This window comes from Rhodanobacter sp. OR87 (assembly GCF_000473345.1).
Lineage (GTDB): Bacteria > Pseudomonadota > Gammaproteobacteria > Xanthomonadales > Rhodanobacteraceae > Rhodanobacter > Rhodanobacter denitrificans.
In genome coordinates, this window is record NZ_AXBJ01000006.1 from 1 (window position 1) to 16,285 (window position 16,285).

Below are 16,285 nucleotides of genomic sequence, written 5' to 3' on the forward strand. Positions count from 1 at the left end.
AAGCGGCTCAATCGCTTCACCCTTCGCGGCCAAGCGAAGGTGGACGGCCAATGGAAGCTGTTCGCGCTGGTCCACAACATCGAGAAGTGGGCGAACTACCGCAAGGCGGCCTGAGCGGCACAAGGCGCGCCATGGGCGCCTGGGACGCCCACCCATCGCGTCAGATCAAGCCGGGCAACCCGTAACGCGAAACCCCAAGAAACCACGCCGTTGAGTGACGTGATGCAACGGCTGTCATTTTGGCCGTCTATCCATCCGTGGAAAGGGCTTTTTCTACAGCCTCAACGCTTGAGTTAAGCGGCGGCGCAGCCGTCCGCCTTGAACGAGTAGTTAGATGCAGCGACCGGTCAATAAGGTATTGGCACCCATTTGACTATGCGCCGTAGGAATTTGGCAAGGCCAAATTGGATAGTGATAGAACCTGAAATAATGGCCATATAGAAAGCCAGCTTTGGTGCATGTAAGGCCTCGCATGCCTCGTCAACAACTACCACCCAGGTGAGGCTCGTGACTATGAGCGCCGAGATCAGGACAAATCTAGCCTTGCCGTTTATTGTTAGCCAAGTTTTACAATGCTCACATCTGTATTGCTTCAGAGTGCCTCGTCTTGGCAGGTAGTCCATTAATGATGGCTGGATAGTATGGCCGCAGATAGGGCAGGAAGAGTTCATGGCATCTAACGCTGGAGTTAAGCGGCGGCGAAGCCGTCCGCCTTGAACGAATTGTTAGACGGCGGCTCTGCGCACTGATGCGCTATACCGGCCAACGTAGCTAACTGGCTCTGGAAGCCGCCATTGCCGAAGAGCCGTAGAAAGATCCACTCTGGACCAATAGTAGATCTGTGCTCTGCGCCTTGGGAAATGAGCTGCTCAACGATCATTGGTGGAAGGCGCAGCGTTACTCCGCCCATGCCCTCCGCAAATCCAAACGCTAGAGTGCCTACGTACACCACGACGTATCCGAAATTTTGCCGATCGGAGCAGTACAGACGAACGTTCGGTAGCTTTTTGACGGCCTGCCAAAGTGGAATTGCGATGTCCGAATGTGCGGACCTTTCGGCTAAGTAGGCCAATACCTTTTGGTTCTGACCGTGCTGCAGTGCTTCTGGGAGGCTTGCGATCATTTTTCTCCGCCGTCTAACGCTTGAGTTAAGCGGCGGCGCAGCCGTCCGCCTTGAACGAACTGTTAGACAGCATTGCCGCTGGAAGCCTTGCCTGCCTTTGTTGCCTTTGCGTATGCCACCAAGACCAAGAGCGAAATGGCGACAGGCACGATAAGACTTGTAACAAGTGGCGAAACTAGAGACTGAAAATTTTGGCGCAAAACATGAATGGCTGCCGCGTCGACTAGCCAGACTGCGATGAAGCCTACTAGGAACGGAAGCCATTTGTATTGCAAACGAAACATGCCGCGGCATGCCAGAAAGCTGAGTGCCCACCATAGGCAAACGCTCGGAAGACAGTATCCCAGCAGCCCAGCAATATAGGCGGTCATTGATGCAGGCACTTCCATGGACGTTCCCCTTGCTGTCTAACGCTTAGTAGACCCCAAAAGTGGGGTGTTGCACCGAGTATGCGGCTCCGACCCTGACCGCACAAGCCGACAATTCCTAAAACGGATCAGGATCTTGCGCGGCAGCGCCGTCATCGATGCGGGTACAAGCAGCCGTGTTATCCGACACTTTTGAGGCTGTATCAGTTACACAGGCAAAAGTGCGGGTGTAACGGGTGCGAAAATGCCGTGGCTGCCGGATCGGGTGCAGGCACATGGGGAGAGAGGGAGGCGGTTTTGCGTTTCCGGGGTGGGAAGCCGCCCCATCCATGCCCGGCTCTCTTTACGCCTCGGAATTCCACGCCACCTGATTGCGGCCCTGGTGCTTGGCCCGATACAGCGCGACATCGGCAGCATTCACCAATTGCTCGACGTTCGCGTCGACGGCAGTGGCCCCGCCCACACTGGTGGTGATGTCGATGCGGCTGCCTTCGAACACCGCCGGTGCCGCCGCCACGGCGGTGCGCATGCGCTCGGCGAGCGCGGCGGCACGCGCAGGCTCGATGGCGGGCAGCAACAGCATGAACTCCTCGCCTCCGTAGCGCGCGAACAGGGTGCCGCGCGGCAGTCCCACGCTGCGGATCACCGCGACGAAATGGATGAGCACCGCGTCGCCCGCGGCGTGGCCCCAGTTGTCGTTGATTGACTTGAAGTGGTCCAGGTCGAACATCAGCACGCTGCAGCCCTGCCCGCGCGCGCGACAGGCGTCCACCAGGCGGGCGCCCGCCTCGATCAGCGCGCTGCGATTGAGCAGGCCGGTGAGCCCGTCGGTACGCGCCAGCCGGCGCAGGTCCAGGGTCAGCCGCTCGGCCAGCATCAGGGTGAACCCGGTGCTCAGCAGGAACGAGGACAGGATGCCGAACAGGTAATTCCAGGTAGTGAGCAGTTCGTCGAGCGGCGAGTGCGCGAGCAGTTGCGGAAACAGCACCACCACCGAACGCAGCAGGTAGAACAGCGCGTCGATGATGAAGATCAGCGCGGTGAAGCTGCAGGTGCTGCGCATGTCCCGCGGCGAGCGCCACAGCAGCACCCAGACCATCCACGCGTCCCAGACCACGCTGTAGCCGCCGAACATCAGCGCCGAGACCGTCTGCGTCGGCGGCGACAGGTAAACGTCGACCTGGCAGGCGACGAACAGACCCACCACCGCCAGCGGCCAGCGCCAGCGCAGCGGGTAGCACAGGTGGATGGCGATGCCCATCAGCATCAGCGCGTTGGCCAGCGCGATCAGGCCGCCGCCCACGACCGTGGAGAGCAGGCTGCCGTTTTCGTTCAGCCCCTGGGTAAGCGCGGCGGCGGTTATGACCCAGAACGCGGTGGCCCAGATGCGCAGCGCCGGCAGGCCGCGCAGCACCAGCCCGAGCAGGGTGAAACTTATCGAGATGGCGATGCCGATGGCCGCGCCGATGACGCCGAGCGTAAAGAGGTCGAAGTGCATGCCGGTTCCCGTATGCCGACCGAAAGCCGGGGTCGGCGTGCCGCTTCCGTGATGCGCACGCGGGACCTTCGGGCCGCCACGCCCCGCAAGGTAGCACGGCAGGAAACCGGCATCCCCGGCCGATACCGCGTCGCGCCAGCCTCAGCCCGCCCGCCCCCGCCGTGCATATTCCGCCGGCGGACACCCCACCAGCGCCCTGAAGTCGCGGATGAAATGCGCCTGGTCGAAGTAGCCCAGCTCCAGCGCCAGCCGCAACCAGTCCACCGCGTCACCGGCATCGACACGCTGCAGCGCTTCGTGCATGCGGTAGCGGTTGATCACCCACTTCGGGCCGATGCCTACGTACTGGTTGAACCATCGCTGCAGCGTGCGCGGAGTCAGCGGCCAGCGCGAGGCCACGTCGTCGAGGGTACGGATGCTGCGATCCGTGGCGATGGCGTCCACCACTTCGCCCACGCGCAGCGCCTGCGTATCGGGCGGCGGCAGGCGGGCGGCGAGGAAGTCGCTGGCCAGCGTCACCATGCGTTCGTCGTGCGGCTGCGCGTGCAGGATCGCCTCCAGCCGCGCCGCATCCTCGCCGAACACCTGTTGCGGCGGGATCGATCGGTTGCGCAATGCGGACACCGGCTGCCGCAGGAAGCCGCGGAACCCGCCGGGACGGAACTTCACGCCGAACACGCCGCCGCGCCCTTCCAGCGTGGTGCTGAAACGGTCGGTGTGAATGCCGTGGATGCGGCTGCCGCCGGCTTCGCACACCAGGTGTACGTTCGGGTGCGGCAGGGTTTCGCGCAGCTGCGGCGGGCCGCCCTGCAGGTCCCAGCGCACGATCCAGTAGTGCTGCACCACGCCGGCCAGTGCGGGCGGTGGCGCGATACGCGCATGATGGAACACGCCCGCCACCGGCGCATGGCGCAGCACGCCGCGAGCCTCGCCGACGCCCTCGTTCATTGGTGCCACGCGCGGCAGATGGCACCGGCCTGTCGCGTTTTTACAATCATCGATGCTCCAGCCGTGCTCTCATGTCGGCACGCGACACCACGCAGGAGTTTCCCACGAAGGACACGATGCTGTTCCTGCTCGCCGTCGCGGCTTCCCTGCCTTCGGCAGCCCTTGCACGAACCCCCACGGAGCCCGTTCCCATGCACGCCGCCGGCAACTTCGACGTCAAGATACAACCGCAGACCCCCGACAACCCCCAGGCCAGGGCCTCCGGCCTCGGCCGCCTGTCGCTGGACAAGCAGTTCCATGGCGACCTCGACGCCACCAGCCAGGGCGAGATGCTGGCGGCGGGCGACGGCACCATTTCCGGCGCCTACGTGGCGCTGGAAAAAGTCAGCGGCAAGCTGCACGGCCGCAGCGGCAGTTTCGTGCTGGTGCACCGCGCGCTGATGGTCGACGGCACGCCGCAGGAGTGGAGCGTGGCGGTGGTGCCCGGCTCCGGCACGGGCGAGCTGGCCGGCCTGGACGGCGCGATGACGATCACCCTCGCCGGCGCCAAGCACAGTTACAATCTGAGCTACACCCTGCCAGGCCACTGCGCGGCCTGACCGCGCCACCCCGGAAAGCGCCGCCATGAACCAGCCCACGGAAGCATCCGGCAGCGCCACGGCGAAAACGCCTTCCGTGCTGCGCCGGATCCCGGCCGGCATCTGGGCGCTCGGCCTGGTCTCGATGCTGATGGACACCTCCTCGGAGATGATCCACGCGCTGCTGCCGGTGTACCTGGTCGACGTGCTCGGCGCCTCGGCGCTCGCGGTCGGCTTCATCGAAGGCATCGCCGAAGCCACCGCGGCGATCACCAAGGTGTTCTCCGGCGCACTGTCGGACTGGCTGGGCCGACGCAAGCTGCTGGTGGCGATCGGCTACGGCCTGGCCGCATTCACCAAGCCGGTCTTTCCACTGGCGGGCACGCTCGACTGGGTGGTCGCCGCACGTTTCGTGGACCGCATCGGCAAGGGCATTCGCGGTGCGCCACGCGATGCGCTGATCGCCGACCTGGCACCGGCCGAACTGCGCGGCGCCTCGTTCGGCCTGCGCCAGTCGCTCGACACGACCGGTGCGTTCCTCGGCCCCGCGCTGGCGATCATGCTGATGTGGCTGACCGCCGACAACATTCCGCTGGTGTTCTGGTTCGCGGTGCTGCCGGGCTTCGCCGCGTTCGCGCTGGTGGTGTTCGGCGTACGCGACGCGCGGGGCGACAAGGAGGGAAAACCCGCGCGCGCGCCATGGTCGCGCGCCGAGCTGGCACGCCTGCCGCCGCTGTACTGGGGGGTGGTGGCGATCGCCGCGGTGTTCACCCTGGCCCGTTTCAGCGAGGCCTTCCTGGTGTTGCGCGCGCAGGAACTGGGGCTGGGGTTGGTGCTGATCCCGCTGGTGCTGGTGGTGATGAACGTGGTGTACGCGCTGTCGTCCTACCCGGTCGGCGTGCTGGCTGACCGCTTCGACCGCGGGGCGCTGCTCGGGCTGGGCGTGCTGGTACTGGTGGCGTCGGACCTGGCGCTGGCCTTTGTCGGCGGGCTGGCCGGGCTGGCGCTGGGCGTGACGCTGTGGGGCCTGCACATGGGCATGACCCAGGGCCTGCTGGCCGCGCTGGTCGCCGACGCCGCGCCGGCCAACCTGCGCGGCACCGCGTACGGCGTGTTCAATCTGGTGAGCGGACTGGCCCTGCTGGCGGCCAGCGTGGTGGCCGGCGAGTTGTGGGATGCGTTCGGCTCGCACGCCACCTTCCTCGCCGGCGCCTGTTTCGCGGTCGTGGCGCTGCTCGCACTGGTGCCGGTGGCGCAGCGGGTGCGCCGGAACCGGCCCGCGCCGGGCTGAGCGCCGCGCCGCAGGCCACGCTCAGCCCCAGGCATGTTCGGGGTAGAAACGCTGCATCATCCGCGCGACATAGGCCACCAGGTTCGGCTGCACTTCCACCGCCCGGCGCAGCGGCGTGTCGAAGAACGGTGTGGCGGTGCAGGCGAGCATGCCGAAGGCGGTGGCGTCCACGGCACTGGCCGATGCCCCCATGAAGTACGGGCTGTTGCCGAGCAGTTCGGCCAGCGCGTCGATCGAGCGCGTGCCCAGTTCGGCGATCTTTCCCGGCGCATGCCGGCCCAGCCCCTGCGCGTGCAGTTCGGCGAACTTGCGTGCCTGCATGTCGCGGCGCAATGGCGCCCGCTGCGCCTCGGGCGCATCGTCGACGAAGTGCGCCGGCCCCTTGGCGAAGCCGTCCGGATCGATCCAGCGGAACCAGACCATCGCGAAGTACAGGTGGTCCTCCAGCAGGCGCTCGATCGCCCAGGCCTGCGCCCGCTGCTGCGCGTCCAGCCCGGCATCCAGGTCCACGCCGTACCTGCGCTCGATGTGCGCACGGATGAAAGTGGAATCGCCGACCACCTCGCCATGGTCGTCGATGAAGGGCAGCTTGCCGTTCGGCGCCTGCGGCGGAATCGTCGAGACGCAGCCGTAGGCCAACCCGGCCATCTTCAGCTGCACCTCGGTCTTGAGCACGAACGGGCTGGTGTCGGGCAGGCCGAAGCCGGCGCGGCTGGCGTACAGGGTGAGGCCGGTGGACGACATGGCGAACTCGATGACGGAAGGTGCGCGCACTCTGGCGTGGTGCTGCTGACAGCCTCGTGTCAGCAGCGCCGCCGCGCGATGTCGATGCCGCCGGCGCCCGTTCGTCATCCAGGTAGTCCCGAGCCCAGGAGAACCGTGATGAGCCCTGCCCCCACCCTCGTGCCCGCCGCCGAGCTCGCTGCGCGCAACCCCATGCGCTTCCCCAACGAAGGCGATGGCTACCGCCGCGCGCGCACCGCCTTGCTGGCCGAGGAGATCGAGCTGCGCCGGCACATCGAGCGTGTCGCCGAGCTGCGCCGCGCACTGCCGCCCGGCGGCGAGGTGACCGGCGACTACCGCTTCCGCGGCGAACACGGGCCGGTCGATTTCGCCGGCCTGTTCGGCGACAGGCAGACCCTGGTGGTCTACAGCTACATGTTCGGCCCGCAGCGCGCGCGGCCCTGCCCGATGTGCACCTCGCTGCTGGGCGCGTGGGACGGCGAGGCGCGCGACGTGGCCCAGCGCGTGGCGCTGGCCGTGGTGGCGCGTTTGCCGATCGAGCGCCTGGTCGCGTTCAAGAACGAACGCGGCTGGCGCGACCTGCGGCTGTACTCGGATGTCGACGGCGCCTACAGCCGCGACTACTTCGCCGTCGACCCGGACGGCGGCGACGGCGACCAGGCTGCCTTCAACGTGTTCACCCGCCGTGACGGCACGATCCGCCACTTCTGGAGCGGCGAGATGGGCTTCGAGAGCGCCGACCCCGGCCAGGACCCGCGCGGCGCGCCGGACCTGATGCCGCTGTGGACCATCCTGGACTGCACGCCGGAAGGCCGCGGCACCGACTGGTACCCGAAGCTCGACTACCCGATCTGATGCTTGCGTCGGGTCGGCAGCAGATTTCTGCCGACCCGGACGCGCGACGCTTGATGTGCCGGACAATCCGCCAGACGAGCCGCGTATTCAACTCGAGGGGTGTGTCTCCAGCTGACGTACTTCGCACGTGATGTCCCACTCGTCGCCGTGGACTTTCAGAAAGCGCTCGGTCCAGTGGATCGCCTCCTCCATCGACTTCGTCTCCATCACCGCGTAACCGCCGATCACTTCCTTCGCCTCGGTGAACGGACCATCGACTACGCTGATCTTGCCGTGCGAAAGCCGCACGCGGACGCCTTCCGAAGTCGGCCTGAGCCCCGCGGTGTCGAGCATGACCCCGGCTTGGGTCACTTCTTCCAGCAGCTTGCCCATATCGCTCATCAGCTGCTCGCTGGGCTGCAGTCCGCAGTTCTCGTTGATCCTGATCATTGAAAGGAATCGCATCGTCCTCACTCTCCTGTGGGTTTACGGCAGAGCCACGCGGCAGGGCCACGCCGGCCCGCCCAACGTGCTCCTGCCATGGCGACGAACGGCTCCGCGCCGGATCGACACCTGCCGCCGCAGGAGCGCATCCGGCGCCTTCCTACGAAAGCGGGTTCTGCCCTGGTGCCCCGGCATCCGCCTCGCAACGGCCATCGGCGCAATGCCCCGCCGCCGACGCAACGCCCGTCGCCTCGAGGCGTTGCTGCCCCGCCTCGACCAGCAGCGCGCCGATCTCCGCGCCGAGCAGCAGGTCGTCGTACTGGCCGAACACATGGTTGCGCAGGCGCCCCTGCGCGTCGATCAGGATCGCGGTCGGCGTGCCCTGCATGGCGTAGGCGCGCATGGTGCGCGGAATCGGATCGCCGTCCGGGCCGGGCGCGTCGATGCCGACCGGGAAGCCCACGCGATACTCGTGCAGGAACGCGCGCAACGACTCCGGCCCCATCGCCGCATGATGCTCGAACACCGTGTGCAGGCCGACCACCGCCAGCGGCGCACCCTCGAACAGCTTCGCCACGCGTTGCGCCTGCGGGATGCCGTGCGCCACGCAGCCCGGGCAGAGCATCTGGAAGGCGTGCAGCAGTACCACCTTGCCGCGCAGTTGCGCGAGCTCCAGCGGTTGCGGCGTGTTGAACCAGGCCGTGGTCTGCCAGGCGGGAGCCAGTGGCGGCATCATCGGAGATCTCCATCCTTCATGTGCGGGCAGGTCTGCCGCGTCATCTGCTGGAACACGACTTCAGCCACGCAGCGTACCTCTTCCTGGCTTCGGCGGCGGCGTGCCCCGCCAGCGGGATACGCTCGCACGCGCAGCGCGGCACACCGGACTCAGTGCGGCAACGCGGCCTGGCGATCCTGCAGGAAGCGGCGCACGGCGGGATCGGCGGCGAGGCCGATCGCGATGTCGTAGGCCTGCCGCGCCTCGCGGCAGGCGTGCGTCCGGGCCAGCAGCGCCGCTCGCGCCGCCCAGTAGGGCTGATAATCGACGAGCCGGCCATTAGCGGCGAGCGCGTCGACGAGCGCGAGCGCGGCCTGCGGACCCTGCACTTCCGCGATGGCCAGCGCGCGGTTGAGCGCGACCACCGGCGAGTCGCACAGCGCCAGCAGCGCGTCGTAGAGCTGCACCTCCGGCGCCCAGTCGGTGCGGCCGCTGCGGCAACGCTCGACATGCGCCGACTGCAGCGCGGCTTCGAGCTGGTAGCGGCCGATACGGCCCAGCCGGCTGGCGCGCAGCAGCAGCGCCTCGGCTTCGTCGATCATCGCCGCATCCCACCGCGCGACATCCTGTTCGGCCAGCGGCACGTAGTCGCCTGCCTCCGTGCGGCGCGCGTAACGGCGCGCTTCCGCGTGCAGCATGCAGGCCAGCAGGCCCAGCGCCTCCGGCTCCTGCGGCAGCAGCTCGGCGACCAGCCGGGCGAGGAACAGCGCCTCCGCGGTGAGGTCGCGGCGGATCGCATCGGTGCCGCCGGGATCGCTCCAGCCTTCGGCGAAGGCGGTGTAGACGGCCTCCAGCACGCCATCCAACCGCCCGGCCAGTTCGTCGCGCGCCGGCACGACGAAGGGAACGCCGGCCTGGCGGATCTTCTGCTTCGCTCGCCCCAGCCGCTTGCCCATCGCCTCGGGCGAGGCGAGGAACGCCGCGGCGATCGCCTTCGCATCCAGCCCAAGCACCACCTGCAGCATCAGCGGCGCGCGGATGCCGGTATCGATGGCCGGATGCGCACAGGCGAACAGCAGCGCGAGGCGCCGATCCGGGATGGCCGCATCGTCCCCTTCCGTCACCGCGCTCTCCTCGATCTCGGCGAGGATGCGCAACTGCACGGCCGCCACCTCGCCGTTGCGATGCTGCCGGAACCGGTCGATCCCCTTGCGCCTGGCCACGGTCAGCAGCCAGGCTTCCGGATTCGCGGGGCAGCCGTTGCGCGGCCAGTCCGCCAGGGCCGTGGCAAACGCCTCGGACAAGGCATCCTCGGCCGCTGCCACGTCATGCAGGGCAGCGGCCAGGAAGGCGACGAGCTTGCCGTAGCTGCGGCGGACCACCGCATCCGCCGCACGACCTGCCTGCGCGGTGCGATCCAAGCTACATGCTCCAGATCGGCCGCACTTCGACAATGCCGTGACTCGCGGCCGGGCAGCGCGCCGCCCAGGCGAGCGCGGCGTCCAGGTCGGCCACGTCGATCAGGTAGTAGCCGGCCAGTTGCTCCTTGGAGTCCGCATAGGGGCCGTCCAGCACCTGCGACTTGCCGTTCGCCACGCGCACGGTGGTCGCGGTCGTCGTGCCCTGCAGGCGGTTCGACCCGACCAGCGCGCCCGCCGTCTTCAACGCCTGCGTATAGGCCCCGTAAGCCGCGACACCTTGCTCCTGTTCGGCCGGCGACATGCGCGCCCAGCCGCCTTCCTCCGCATACAGCATCAGTAGATATTGCATCGTGATTCTCCGTTCCGGGTGATCGGCGGGCAGCATGCTCCACCTTGCCTATGACGCGTGGGGTCCCGCGATTTGGACAAGACCGGTCTTGCAGGGCGATGGCGGTGCATCCGGCCCGTCGCCCTACCCGCCCGGCGCATGCACTTCCGCGATCAGCGTGGGAAGGAGTTCCGACACGGTCGGGTGGATCGGCACCGTGTGCTGCAGCTGGGTGGCGGTGGCGCCCACGCTCATCATGTCGATGATGCCGTGGATCGCCTCGTCGCCTTCGACACCGAGGATCGCAGCGCCGAGGATCGCCTTCGTCTGTGCGTCGACGATCACCTTCATGAAGCCCTGCGTCTCGTCCCTCTCCACCGCGCGGCCGACCCGGCCCATCGGCCGCTTGCCGACCAGGAACGGACGGCCGCGCTGGCGCGCCTGCGCCTCGTTGATGCCGACGCGGCCCAGCGGCGGGTCGATGTACAGCGCGTAGCCGCTGACGCGCTCGCTGAGCTTGCGGTGTTCGCCGTCGAGCAGGTTCGCCGCGACCATCTCGAAGTCGTTGTACGCGGTATGCGTGAACGCGCCGCGGCCGTTGCAGTCGCCCAGCGCCCAGATGCCGGGCACGTTGGTGCGCAGCTCGTCGTCGACGGTGACGTAGCCGCGCGCATCCGTCGCCACGCCGGCCTGGTCGAGGCCGAGGTCGCCGGTGTTCGGCACGCGCCCCACCGCCACCAGCACGTGGCTGCAGGCAAGCCGCTCGCCGTCGAGCGTCACCGCGAGCGTTTCGCCGGCGCCCGCGAACGCGAGCTCGGCGACGCCGGTGCGAATGTCGATGCCTTCGCCTTCCAGGATTCCGCGCACCGCCGTCGACACGTCCGCGTCCTCGCGCCCGATCAGCTGCGGGCCTTTTTCCAGCACGGTGACGCGGGCGCCGAAGCGCCGGTACATCTGCGCATACTCCAGCCCGATGTAGCTGCCGCCGACGATCAGCAGATGCGCCGGCACGCGGTCCAACTCCAGGATCGAGGTGTTGGTGAGGTACGGGACATCGCGCAGGCCGGGCATCTCCGGCACCGCCGCGCGGCCGCCGACATTCAGGAAGATCTGCGGCGCGGCGAGCCGTTCGTCGCCCACGCGCAGGGTGTGCGCATCCTCGAACTGCGCATGGCCCTCGATCACGGTGCAGCCGTCCATGCCGTCCAGCCAGGTGCGCACGCCGTGGCGCGCGTTCGCGATGACGGTATCGGCACGCGCCTTGACCCTGGCCATGTCGATGCCCACCGCGCCCGTCAGCACCACGCCGAAATCGGCCGCGCGACGGGCCATGTGCGCGGCGCGCGCACTGGCCACCAGGGTCTTGGTCGGCATGCAGCCGGTGTTGACGCAGGTGCCGCCGAACAGCTTGCGCTCGACCAGCGCCACCGACCGGCCGGCGCGGGTCAACCGGTTCGCCAGCGGCGGCCCGGCCTGGCCGGCGCCGACGATGATGGCGTCGAAGCGGCGGCTCATGGCGCTGTCGCCGCGAACCGCGACGCGCCTCGCGGCGGCAATCCGCAACAGTGGAGAAGCATGCCGTCACTCCCTGCACGAAAACGGCTGTTGTATCGCGAAGCACCGAACGGAGCCGGCAAATTTCCGTGAAGCAGCCGTCCATCGGAACGTGGCCGTTCACTCCCCCGTGGAGGGCGGCGCATCGAAGCGGTACGCCGTGCTGCGCGCCGACGCCCGCTGGCCGAACTCGCGGGCGAAAGCCGTGAGCTGGCCGTAAGGCGCCAGCGGGACGGTGGTGCGGAAGGCCAGATGCTCGACCAGGCAGAACAGCGACGCCTCCAGCAGGCTGAGGTCGCGCGGCGGCAGCGCCTCGATGACCGCCACCAGCCTCTCGTCGAGCCACGCCAAGGTGTTGCGCAATCCCGCGGCGGCCTTGGCGAAGTAGATGCTGTCCGCCGGCAGGTGTGCGATCTGCGTGCCGAAGCTGAGCTGCACCTGCGCCTGCATGGCGTGCCAGACGAGCTCCTGCACATTGCGCGCCTGCAGCTCGCGCACGTCCTCGGGCCAGACGACGCGCCGGCGCTCGGGCGCGGATTCCGCCAGCACGCGGCAGATGTTCTCGGCGCCGAACACCGTCACCCCATCGATGGTGAGTACCGGCAGCTTGAGCGCGGGATTCCCCGCGTAGTCGCGCGCCTCGAGCGACGCCAGGTCGTAGACCGGGGCGAACTCGCAGGCCACGCCCAGCTCCTGCGCGAACACGCGCACCAGGCGAGTGAAATGCGAACTGCTGCGGCCGGTGATCCGCGGCGCCGGACTCACACGGGTCGTGTCATTTGCATCAGACAAGGCACTACCTCCTGCGTTTCGTCAATCAACCGCGGCTTTCACGGATTCCCCGCCGATCCGCCCTGCGCGAACGCGACGAAGCCTTGCATGAACTGGCGCAGCTGCTCGTCGGTGCGCGCATCGGCGATGGCGCCGTCGGCATCGAACACGCTGCCCGCGCGCGACACCAGCAGGCGGCCGCCGCTCCACAGCTCCGCACCGATGGTGCGCAGCACCGGAAGCCAGGCGTTCTGCGACAGGATGGTGCCGAAGCCGCCGGGTGAGGCGCCGATCAGCGCCACCGGCTTGCCGGCGAACACGCGCGGGATGTCGGCCGGCGGGCGGGTCAGCCAGTCCAGCGCGTTCTTGGTCACGCCGGGAATGCTGTTGTTGTATTCGGGCGTGGCGATCAGCAGGCCATCGGCGGCGGCAATCGCCTCCTTGAGCGCGGCGACCTCGGCCGGAATGCCGTGCGCGGCTTCGTCGTCGGCGTTGTACAGCGGGAAGGCGGCGATCGACATGACCCGCAGCCGGCTGCCGGCCGGCATCGCCGCGACCGCGGCACGCAGCAGCGCGGCATTGAACGAGCCTTTGCGCAGGCTGCCGGAAAAGCCGACCAGTACGGCCATGTTCCACCTCGGAGCGGCGACGGTAGCGGCAAGGGTAGCGCGGAAACGACGGCAGGCAGGGCGGCCGGACCAGCCCGCCTGCGTCACGCCGGGCAGCGGCCGGGTTACGATGCCGCTCCTTCGCTGCGCCGTCGTTTTCAGGAAAGCCCGCCGTGCCGCACTACTCCGGTCCCCTGCTCACCCGCCCCGTCGCCGCCTCGCTGCTGGCCGCGCGCGACGCCGGCGCGGATGCATGGCCCGGCTCGCTGGATCTGGGGGCATCGACCGGCGAAGCCTCGCTGCAGGCCGACGCCTGGCTGTGGCGGCAGCGGCGCTACCCGTACCCGTCCGCGCTGAAGGACCGCACGATCTACTACTGGGACGGCGACGCATTCGCGCCGGTGGCGCGCTACGCCGGCTCGCTGATCAAGCTGGTGCCCACCGAATGGGGCGCACCCACGTTCGAGATCGACGGCATCAAGATGCTGCCCACGGCGAAAGCGTCGCCGCTGGACGACGCGCGCCGCAAGGTGGCGCTGGTCGAGCCACGCGGCAAGGTGGTGCTGGATACCTGCGGCGGGCTGGGCTACTTCGCCGCCTGCTGCCTGGTGGCCGGCGCGACGCGCATCCACTCGTTCGAGAAGAACGCCGACGTGCTGTGGCTGCGCACGCTCAACCCGTGGTCGCCCGATCCCGAGTCACCTGCCAGCGGCGGCCGCCTGCAGCTCGCCCATGCCGACGTGTCGCAGGCGATCGCGCAGCTCGCCGATGCCTCGGTGGACGCGCTCTTGCACGACCCGCCGCGCTTCGGCATCGCCGGCGAACTGTACGCGCAGGCGTTCTACGACCAGCTGGCCCGCGTGCTGCGCAAGGGCGGCCGGCTGTTCCACTACACCGGCAGCCCGAACAAGCTCACCAGCGGCCGCGACGTGCCGCGCGAGGTGGCCAGGCGGCTGGAGCACGCCGGCTTCAAGGCGCAGCCGGCGCTGGATGGCGTGCTGGCGACGCGGCGCTGAGCCGGCGTCCGGACAGATACAGAGTCGGTCCCCGCGCCGTTCCGGCCCTCGCCTACTTCCGCGCCGCAATGATCTCGCCGAGGTAATCCGGCGTACCCTCGATGCGCACCAGGTGCGGGTACTGCAGGCCGTCGTGGTAATCCACCGGCAGCGTGCGATAGGCGCCCTGGTATTTCAGCAGCAGCTGGATCGGCGCCTTGCTGCCTTTCGCCGCCGTGATCGCATCTTTCAGCACATCGTCGCTGTAGTTCTGGCCGTTCACCGCGACGAGGGTGGCGCCGGCGCTGACCCCGGCCTTGAACGCCGGCCCCTCCCAGCGCACGTCGTTGATCTTGCCACCCTTGGCCATGGTCAGGCCGATCGACCAGGCGAAGTTGTACAGGTGGCGTGACGATTGCGGCCGGCTGTTGTACTGCTTCTCGTAGGCGCTCTCCTTGTCGGTGTAGACCAGCTTCCAGCCGGTGCCCTCGATGCCGTCCAGCAGCGGCGGCATGCGCGTATCCACGTGCGCATGCAGGAAGCTCGCCCAGTCGTACTTCGCCACGCCGTTCAACGCGGCCACCACGTCGTCGAAGGTGTAGGTTTTCGTCACGTAGCTGCCGTTGTCGACGCCGAAGAACGCGCGCGCGAAATCGTCCAGCGACTTGCGGTCGTGGGTCAGCGCGCGCAGCCTGGCGTCCACCTCCAGCCACATCATCTGGCCGGCGCTGTAGTACTCCTCGCTCATCTGCCAGCTGCGATACGGCAGGCCCGAGCGGCGTGCAGCGGTCGGGTCGTTGGTGGTGTCCTCGAGCGTGCGCCACCGGAAGCCCTCGCGGTTGCGGTCGTAGTTGGCCGCCACCATCGCCAGCGCGTCGCGGAACTGTTCGGGCGTCCACAGGCCGGCGCGCGCGGTCAGCACGTAGCCCCAGTACTGCGTCTGCCCCTCGTACACCCACAGCAGCGAATCGCCCATCGGCACGTTGAAGTTGGGCGTCCACAGGTCGGCCGGACGGCGGAACTTGCCGTTCCACGAATGGGTGTATTCATGCGCCAGCAGGTCGCGGCCGGGCGCGTTGTCGTCCCAGGCGGTGAAGTAGTCGGCACCCAGGCCGTCCTCGCTGGACTGGTGGTGCTCCGTGCCGTTGCCGCCCAGCTGGTCCGACAGCGAGAACAGGAAATCGTAGTGGTCGTAATGGTGCGAGCCGAACAGTCTGGTCGCCTGCACCGCCAGTGCGCGATGCGCCTGCACCTGTTCGGGCGTCATGGCCAGGTACTTCGGTGCGTCGGCGACAACGTCCAGGTGCACCGGCGCCCCGCCGGGCGGCGTCAGATCGACGCGCTTGAAGTACTGGCCGGCGTAGACCGGCGAGTCGACCAGGTTGTTGAAGGTCACCGGCCTGAACGTGGTGGTATCGCCCGACTGCGAGGCCGGCTCCAGCGCACTGCCGAGCTGCCAGCCGTGCGGCAGCGTCAGGCTGGGCGCGAAGGTGATGCCGCGGGTGAAATGGCCGGCCGGATACAGCGCCAGCTTGCTCCATTCCATGTCCATCATGCGGTCTGTCATCTCGAATCCGCCATCGCGGGGCGACAGGTACTGGAACTCCACGTCGATGCTGGCGACCCCCGCGGGGACGTCGAGGTGGAACGCGTACACGTCGTACTCGTCACGCTTCCACGCCAGCGGCTTGCCGTTCGCGCTCAGCGCGAGGCCGGCAAGCATGGCGATCGGGCCGGTCGGCGAGTGGTCGCCGGGAATCCACTGCGGATACAGCAGGGTCAAGGCGCCGGGCTGCACCGGAATCGTCTCGTGCACGCGGAAGATGCCTCGCGCGGTGTCGCCGGCATCGACATGGATGGCGATCGTGCCGGGGTACGGCACGTCCTGCGGCGGCGGCACTCCGGCACCCGGAACTTGCTGCGCTCCCAGGGGAGCCACCGCGAGCGCAATCAATACGGCCACGACCCCGCACGCCACCCGGCGGGATACGGCAGCCGGCAACCCGGCGAAAAAGGCAACGGACATGACGACTCCAATGGGCGGGAGAAGGACTCGCGCCAACTT

At 68.2% G+C, this 16,285-nt stretch carries 17 protein-coding genes; 5 read left to right on the plus strand and 12 right to left on the minus strand.

Going from position 1 to position 16,285, the window contains the following annotated elements; genetic code table 11:
- Window positions 1-114, plus strand: a 114-nt coding sequence (locus tag RHOOR87_RS19770) for a transposase (RefSeq protein ID WP_043795419.1), incomplete at its 5' end; no start/stop codon positions are given.
- A gap of 574 nt (window positions 115-688) precedes the next feature.
- Here RHOOR87_RS19770 and RHOOR87_RS20270 read toward each other — a convergent pair.
- From RHOOR87_RS20270 to RHOOR87_RS0107175, 3 genes are all read right to left on the minus strand, one after another.
- A complete protein-coding gene (locus RHOOR87_RS20270) occupies window positions 689-1,123 on the minus strand; it encodes a hypothetical protein (RefSeq protein ID WP_155950921.1) in 435 nt (144 codons plus the stop codon).
- A gap of 711 nt (window positions 1,124-1,834) precedes the next feature.
- Window positions 1,835-2,989: a GGDEF domain-containing protein gene (locus tag RHOOR87_RS0107170; RefSeq protein WP_027484632.1), complete on the minus strand. Its 1,155-nt coding sequence runs from the start codon at window positions 2,987-2,989 to the stop codon at window positions 1,835-1,837.
- 141 nt (window positions 2,990-3,130) lie between these two features.
- Entirely contained in the window at window positions 3,131-3,937 is an 807-nt protein-coding gene (locus tag RHOOR87_RS0107175; RefSeq protein WP_027484633.1) for a helix-turn-helix transcriptional regulator, read from the minus strand.
- A gap of 191 nt (window positions 3,938-4,128) precedes the next feature.
- Here RHOOR87_RS0107175 and RHOOR87_RS0107180 point away from each other — a divergent pair, with 191 nt between their 5' ends.
- Window positions 4,129-4,536, plus strand: a complete 408-nt coding sequence (locus tag RHOOR87_RS0107180; protein WP_007511786.1) for a DUF3224 domain-containing protein — start codon at window positions 4,129-4,131, stop codon at window positions 4,534-4,536.
- A gap of 25 nt (window positions 4,537-4,561) precedes the next feature.
- Complete coding sequence (locus RHOOR87_RS0107185; protein ID WP_015448136.1) at window positions 4,562-5,806, plus strand: MFS transporter; 1,245 nt, start codon at window positions 4,562-4,564, stop codon at window positions 5,804-5,806.
- A gap of 21 nt (window positions 5,807-5,827) precedes the next feature.
- Here RHOOR87_RS0107185 and RHOOR87_RS0107190 read toward each other — a convergent pair whose 3' ends face one another.
- On the minus strand, window positions 5,828-6,550 hold the full coding sequence (locus RHOOR87_RS0107190; protein ID WP_027484634.1) for a glutathione S-transferase family protein: 723 nt from the start codon (window positions 6,548-6,550) through the stop codon (window positions 5,828-5,830).
- Between the two features lie 138 nt (window positions 6,551-6,688).
- On the opposite strand from RHOOR87_RS0107190, the gene RHOOR87_RS0107195 reads away from it, so the two are divergent.
- A complete protein-coding gene (locus RHOOR87_RS0107195) occupies window positions 6,689-7,405 on the plus strand; it encodes a DUF899 family protein (RefSeq protein WP_027484635.1) in 717 nt (238 codons plus the stop codon).
- Window positions 7,406-7,492: 87 nt separating this feature from the next.
- Here the strand turns inward: RHOOR87_RS0107195 and RHOOR87_RS0107200 are convergent, their stop codons facing one another.
- The 7 genes from RHOOR87_RS0107200 to RHOOR87_RS0107230 form a co-directional block, all read right to left on the minus strand.
- Window positions 7,493-7,849, minus strand: coding sequence for a YciI family protein (locus tag RHOOR87_RS0107200; protein ID WP_015448139.1), 357 nt, complete (start codon window positions 7,847-7,849; stop codon window positions 7,493-7,495).
- A 139-nt stretch (window positions 7,850-7,988) separates the two neighbouring features.
- Window positions 7,989-8,564: a redoxin domain-containing protein gene (locus RHOOR87_RS0107205; protein ID WP_027484636.1), complete on the minus strand. Its 576-nt coding sequence runs from the start codon at window positions 8,562-8,564 to the stop codon at window positions 7,989-7,991.
- Window positions 8,565-8,713: 149 nt separating this feature from the next.
- Window positions 8,714-9,964 (minus strand): DUF6596 domain-containing protein, encoded by a 1,251-nt coding sequence (locus RHOOR87_RS0107210; protein WP_027484637.1) that lies wholly within the window; start codon window positions 9,962-9,964, stop codon window positions 8,714-8,716.
- A 1-nt stretch (window position 9,965) separates the two neighbouring features.
- Window positions 9,966-10,313 (minus strand): YciI family protein, encoded by a 348-nt coding sequence (locus RHOOR87_RS0107215; RefSeq protein WP_027484638.1) that lies wholly within the window; start codon window positions 10,311-10,313, stop codon window positions 9,966-9,968.
- 123 nt (window positions 10,314-10,436) lie between these two features.
- Entirely contained in the window at window positions 10,437-11,807 is a 1,371-nt protein-coding gene (locus tag RHOOR87_RS0107220; protein WP_027484639.1) for an FAD-containing oxidoreductase, read from the minus strand.
- 159 nt (window positions 11,808-11,966) lie between these two features.
- Window positions 11,967-12,638 (minus strand): glutathione S-transferase N-terminal domain-containing protein, encoded by a 672-nt coding sequence (locus tag RHOOR87_RS0107225; protein WP_027484640.1) that lies wholly within the window; start codon window positions 12,636-12,638, stop codon window positions 11,967-11,969.
- A gap of 38 nt (window positions 12,639-12,676) precedes the next feature.
- Complete coding sequence (locus RHOOR87_RS0107230) at window positions 12,677-13,246, minus strand: NADPH-dependent FMN reductase (protein ID WP_007511813.1); 570 nt, start codon at window positions 13,244-13,246, stop codon at window positions 12,677-12,679.
- A 152-nt stretch (window positions 13,247-13,398) separates the two neighbouring features.
- Between RHOOR87_RS0107230 and RHOOR87_RS0107235 the strand changes: the two genes are divergently transcribed.
- Window positions 13,399-14,241, plus strand: coding sequence for an MnmC family methyltransferase (locus tag RHOOR87_RS0107235; RefSeq protein WP_027484641.1), 843 nt, complete (start codon window positions 13,399-13,401; stop codon window positions 14,239-14,241).
- Between the two features lie 52 nt (window positions 14,242-14,293).
- Here RHOOR87_RS0107235 and RHOOR87_RS0107240 read toward each other — a convergent pair whose 3' ends face one another.
- Entirely contained in the window at window positions 14,294-16,246 is a 1,953-nt protein-coding gene (locus RHOOR87_RS0107240; RefSeq protein ID WP_027484642.1) for a M61 family metallopeptidase, read from the minus strand.
- Window positions 16,247-16,285 lie beyond the last annotated feature (39 nt).

What these genes read in the sequence shown, in the direction of transcription:
- RHOOR87_RS20270 (WP_155950921.1), bottom strand. Translation starts at nt 1,123, where the DNA reads ATGATCGCAAGCCTCCCAGAAGCACTGCAGCACGGTCAGAACCAAAAG.
- RHOOR87_RS0107170 (WP_027484632.1), bottom strand. Translation starts at nt 2,989, where the DNA reads ATGCACTTCGACCTCTTTACGCTCGGCGTCATCGGCGCGGCCATCGGC.
- RHOOR87_RS0107175 (WP_027484633.1), bottom strand. Translation starts at nt 3,937, where the DNA reads ATGAACGAGGGCGTCGGCGAGGCTCGCGGCGTGCTGCGCCATGCGCCG.
- RHOOR87_RS0107180 (WP_007511786.1), top strand. Translation starts at nt 4,129, where the DNA reads ATGCACGCCGCCGGCAACTTCGACGTCAAGATACAACCGCAGACCCCC.
- RHOOR87_RS0107185 (WP_015448136.1), top strand. Translation starts at nt 4,562, where the DNA reads ATGAACCAGCCCACGGAAGCATCCGGCAGCGCCACGGCGAAAACGCCT.
- RHOOR87_RS0107190 (WP_027484634.1), bottom strand. Translation starts at nt 6,550, where the DNA reads ATGTCGTCCACCGGCCTCACCCTGTACGCCAGCCGCGCCGGCTTCGGC.
- RHOOR87_RS0107195 (WP_027484635.1), top strand. Translation starts at nt 6,689, where the DNA reads ATGAGCCCTGCCCCCACCCTCGTGCCCGCCGCCGAGCTCGCTGCGCGC.
- RHOOR87_RS0107200 (WP_015448139.1), bottom strand. Translation starts at nt 7,849, where the DNA reads ATGCGATTCCTTTCAATGATCAGGATCAACGAGAACTGCGGACTGCAG.
- RHOOR87_RS0107205 (WP_027484636.1), bottom strand. Translation starts at nt 8,564, where the DNA reads ATGATGCCGCCACTGGCTCCCGCCTGGCAGACCACGGCCTGGTTCAAC.
- RHOOR87_RS0107215 (WP_027484638.1), bottom strand. Translation starts at nt 10,313, where the DNA reads ATGCAATATCTACTGATGCTGTATGCGGAGGAAGGCGGCTGGGCGCGC.
- RHOOR87_RS0107220 (WP_027484639.1), bottom strand. Translation starts at nt 11,807, where the DNA reads ATGAGCCGCCGCTTCGACGCCATCATCGTCGGCGCCGGCCAGGCCGGG.
- RHOOR87_RS0107230 (WP_007511813.1), bottom strand. Translation starts at nt 13,246, where the DNA reads ATGGCCGTACTGGTCGGCTTTTCCGGCAGCCTGCGCAAAGGCTCGTTC.
- RHOOR87_RS0107240 (WP_027484642.1), bottom strand. Translation starts at nt 16,246, where the DNA reads ATGTCCGTTGCCTTTTTCGCCGGGTTGCCGGCTGCCGTATCCCGCCGG.